General features: G+C 65.6%; 4 protein-coding genes. 1 reads left to right on the forward strand and 3 read right to left on the reverse strand.

Annotated features, from left to right (window positions below; genetic code table 11):
• Positions 1 to 165 precede the first annotated feature (165 nt).
• Positions 166 to 2,301, reverse strand: coding sequence for an MFS transporter (locus RHBS_RS25035; protein ID WP_128646770.1), 2,136 nt, complete (start codon positions 2,299 to 2,301; stop codon positions 166 to 168).
• Between the two features lie 138 nt (positions 2,302 to 2,439).
• Here RHBS_RS25035 and RHBS_RS25040 point away from each other — a divergent pair, with 138 nt between their 5' ends.
• Positions 2,440 to 3,111, forward strand: a complete 672-nt coding sequence (locus tag RHBS_RS25040) for a TetR/AcrR family transcriptional regulator (RefSeq protein WP_183130294.1) — start codon at positions 2,440 to 2,442, stop codon at positions 3,109 to 3,111.
• A gap of 84 nt (positions 3,112 to 3,195) precedes the next feature.
• On the opposite strand, the gene RHBS_RS25045 is transcribed toward RHBS_RS25040, so the two are convergent.
• Together RHBS_RS25045 and RHBS_RS25050 are read right to left on the reverse strand one after the other, a co-directional pair.
• Entirely contained in the window at positions 3,196 to 3,852 is a 657-nt protein-coding gene (locus RHBS_RS25045) for a serine protease (protein ID WP_121871385.1), read from the reverse strand.
• Positions 3,853 to 3,918: 66 nt separating this feature from the next.
• On the reverse strand, positions 3,919 to 4,297 hold a 379-nt coding region (locus RHBS_RS25050; RefSeq protein WP_237669677.1), incomplete at its 5' end, for a DUF6319 family protein.

Genomic DNA, 4,297 nt, shown 5'->3' on the forward strand with positions numbered 1-4,297 from the left:
CCGCCCGCCCCCTGCCGCCCCGCCCCAGGTTCGGCCCGCCCCCAGGTCCGGATCAATGTGGATTTCAGTCAGTCAGTGCACAACAAAGGCGCATTGATCCCAGCGGGGTGGGCGAACGGGGTGGGCAGGTGGGACGGTCGGGGTGAGCAGGTGGGCCGGGCGAAACTACAGCGGCATTGCCCACATGGAGCTCGAGCGCTCCTTGAACGCAGTGCAGTTCGCGTGTTGCTTGCTGGCCCGTTGGTAGAAGGTCTGTAGCGGCAAGGTGGGTTCGGTCGGCTCCGGTGCGGGCGCAACCGGAAGGTCGCTCAGTTCGAGCGCTGCGTCGAGGGCTTCCTCGGCCTCGACGCGTCGGGTGCGCGCCAGGTTGGACAGGGCGAGCTGGTGGATCGTGACGCGGTCGCCGGACTTGCTGTCCACCGTGGCCTGTCGGGCGACGGAGGCGTCGAGCTCGTACACCTTCGAGGCCAGCTGATAGATGCTGGGACGCTCGAGCTCGGCGTCCACCAGAGCCGGCTCGGCCACGGTACGCACAGCTGCCGGTGTGGCCTCCGCGGTTCGCAATGCATGCCGTGCGCCGGATTTCTGGGGCTTCGCCGACGGCCGCTCCAGTAGTTGCTCGAGCTCGGCGACCTCCCGATCTGCTGCCGGGTCCTTGGTCGGCGGTGCGACGAAGGGCACGATCGGCTCGAACGCGATCTTCTCCGACGACGTCACCTCAGACGCATTCTTGGACGGGATGAGCAGCGCCACGACCACGGTGCCGACGCCGAACACCACGGCGGCAACGACGCTCGTGTGCACCACCGCGTCACCGAACGCCGCGACGGCGTTGGCTTCGAGATTGTCGGCGAACCCACTGAGGAATGCGTTCTGGTCGCGGATGACGTCGGAGACGATCACCGCACCTGCCAGCGAATCCTGCGATGCGGCAAGCCCTTCTGCCGCCTGCCCGGTGTACTGGCCGTTCGGTTGCTTGCCGGGGAAGGTCTGCAGAAATCCTTCGATTCCCTGACGGTAGGACGCCGCGAGCACCGATCCGAGCACAGCGATGCCGAGCGATCCGCCGAGTTCGAGGGCGGTGTCGTTGAGGCCGCCGCCCACCCCGAGCTTGCTGTCCGGGAACTCGCCCATGATGGAGTCGGTGCAGGGCGAGACGGACAGGCCGATTGCGAGACCGAGCAGCGTCAGCACGGGCAGAAAGTCGGAGTACGTTGCCGTCGCATCGATCCCGATGAGCGAGACGACCGACAGCGTTCCCACGACCATGCCTGCGGTGACGGTGATGCGCGGTCCCAGTTTCGGCGTGAGCCACATCGTGATTCCGGATCCGACGAAGACTGCGCCGGCCAACGGCAGTAGGTGAATGCCGGTGGACACCGGACCGTAGCCGAGAGCGAACTGGAGGTATTGGGCCACGAAGTAGATGGCGCCGAAGGTGACGAGGAAGAAGATCAGCACCGCGAGAGTGGCACCGCTGAGGATGCGGGAGGAGAACATTCGGACGTCGAGCAACGGATTGGGATGGCGCAGTTCCCATCCCACGAAGCCCAGGACCGACAGCAGCCCGACGAGCGCGAAGTACAGCGGCCCGACCGTCCAGCCGAAGTGCATCCCCTCGATGATGGCGTACACGATGGTCGACACGGCCAGCACCGACAGCAGACCACCGATCCAGTCGATCGCACCCGGGGCGACGGCCCGTGACGGTGGGACCAGCACGACGGCTCCGACGATGGCGGCCAACGCAATCGGAACATTGATCAGAAACGTCGAATGCCAGGTGAAGCTCTCGAGGAGCCAACCCGCCAACAGCGGACCGGCCGCGATCGCGAGTCCCGAGGTGGCCGCCCACACGGTGACAGCGGTGGCGCGCTCACGCTTGGGGAAGGTCGCCACCAACAGCGACAGCGTGGCGGGCATGACGATGGCAGCGGCCACACCCATGACGATGCGGGCCAGGATCACCCCGAGGGTGGCATCGGTGAGCGCCCCGGCCACAGAACCGGCGACGAAGATGATCAGGCCGAGAATCAGAGCGCCGCGGCGGCTGTAGCGATCTCCGATCACACCGCACAGCAACATCAACGACGCGTAGGGGACAGTGTAGCCGTCGATCACCCACTGCAGGTCGCTGCTCGTCAGACTCAGGTCGAGTGTCATCGACGGTGCGGCGACCAACAGCGACGTGTTGGCCATAACCACGATCAGCAGGCTCAGGCACAACACCACCAGCGCCGACCAGCGTCGCGGGTACGGTTTGTGCATATCTTGGACAGGCGTCATCGCAAGCAGTGTCATCGTGTGTTCCCCCCCGTTGGCAAAGTGCGAGACACACCTTGCACAGTGCTGTGCAGCTTAGGAAGCATCGTCTAGGATCGGCAATCTTTTGTGGCGGCAACCACACTCCCGGCCCGCGATCGTGCTAGATGTTGTCGTGTGCGCAAGACGACGGAGTCGAGTTCGTCTGCACGGGACGCAGCAGCGCCGCCCGTGCAACGACGTGACGCCCGGTCCAACCGAGCGCGAATTCTGCATGTTGCACAAGGGGTCCTGGCAGACAACCCCGATGCAACCATCAACGACGTCGCTGCCGCCGCGGGAGTGGTCCGGCGAACCGTATACGCCCACTTCGCCTCTCGCGAAGCTCTGATCGACGGTATCGCTCTGGAGGCAGCGGAACGAATTTCGGCTGCGCTCACCCGAATTCCGGCCGTGGACGAATCCGCGGTGACGGTGTTCGTTCGGCAGACGCTGGCTCTGGCACGCGTCGGTGATCAGTACCGGCTATTGCTCTCGGTCGCACGATCCGATCTGGGACACAACAGCATTCACGATCTACTGACTCCGATGCGCGACGCGGCCGCCGCGGTCATCCGGCGAGGACAGCGCGAGGGTGTGTTCTCCTCGTACCTCGCTGCAGAAGTACCGATCCTCAACATCGAGGCCATTGCGTTGTCGATCCTCGACGCCACCAACGCCGGCTTGATCGGGGATCCGGCGGGAGCTGCGACGACATCGAGCCTGGTGCTGCTGGGAATCGCGCCGGACGACGCGGAACGCATCGTTGCCGACGTTCGGTCGTTCGACTCGTCCTCTCGCGCCCGCTGACAGCAGCACGGACCTCGCGAACGACGAAGGCCCCGTTCGCGCGATGTAGTGCGCGAACGGGGCCTTCGGCCGAAACGGGTGGATCTAGGGAGCCGGGACGAATCCTGCGCCGAGTCCGTTGCCCTGATCGACGTTGCGAAGGATCGCGTCGAAGTTGGTGCCGACCTCGGGGCCGAAGCACGCCACGCCGAGGTAGGCGTTGACCATGCCGACGAGGGTGTTGCCGACGACGACCGGGCTGCCCGAGTCACCTTCGACGACACACAGCTGAGCCCAGGTCTCCTGCGACTGCAGGATGTCGCCGTACGCGAGTCCGCAGGTGTTGCCGGTGGTACGGCCTTCCTTGCAGACGATGTTCGGGAACGCCGTCGGCGGGCCGACCTGAGAGATTGTCACGTTGCCGACGCGGTTGATCGGTGCGACCTTGTCACGCTGGAATTCGATGAGGGCGTAGTCGTATTCCGGGTTGGAGAACGCGATGCGGCCGACCTCACCGAGGGAGGTGTCGTACTCGGGAACGATGGAGGCACCCGCTTGGCCACAGTGACCGGCGGTGAAGCCGACCAGGTTTCCGTTGCGGTCGTTTCCGATCGTCGTCAGCGTGCACTCGGCCTGGCCTCCGACGATGATTCCCGAGCCGCCGCCGAGAGCAGCTGGAGTGGCCGCGGATGCGGTCCCCACGCCGACGCTGGCTACGATTGCAGCCGCCCCCACGACGACGAGCATGAATTTCTTGAACATGTACTCCCTCTCAGCGGTGTCGGCAGAACCCTAGCAACAACAGGTGTACGAGCACGAGCGAGTCGTTCATACGTCCTGCTCGAGGGCTGCAAGCGTCGTGCGCGCCTCCTCGAGTTGGCGGCTCAGTTCTGCAACGCGTCGGGCAGCCTCCTCGCGCGCGTGGGAGATGACGGCCTCGACCGCGTCACGTGCGGTGGGATCGCCCAACTCTCGGACCGCGCGACTCACCGACTCCGGGCTCACCGGTTGCGCTTTGGTGGGCCGTTTCGCGCCCTGGGTGACCGTGACCGACCAATCGTTGTCGGCCCCGGCATGAATGGTGACGCTGATTCCGCCCGGCGCCTTCTTCGGTCGACGCGACGCCTGGATCGGCGCGGGTCCCGCCGATCCCGTCGAAGCGGCAGGAGTGGATGCAGTCGGTGCCACGGGTGCTGTGGGGGCCTTC

The organism is Rhodococcus sp. BS-15 (genome assembly GCF_000813105.1).
Lineage (GTDB): Bacteria > Actinomycetota > Actinomycetes > Mycobacteriales > Mycobacteriaceae > Rhodococcoides.

Coding starts and splice junctions, on each gene's coding strand:
- RHBS_RS25035 (WP_128646770.1), bottom strand. CDS start 2,301: ATGACACTGCTTGCGATGACGCCTGTCCAAGATATGCACAAACCGTAC.
- RHBS_RS25045 (WP_121871385.1), bottom strand. CDS start 3,852: ATGTTCAAGAAATTCATGCTCGTCGTCGTGGGGGCGGCTGCAATCGTA.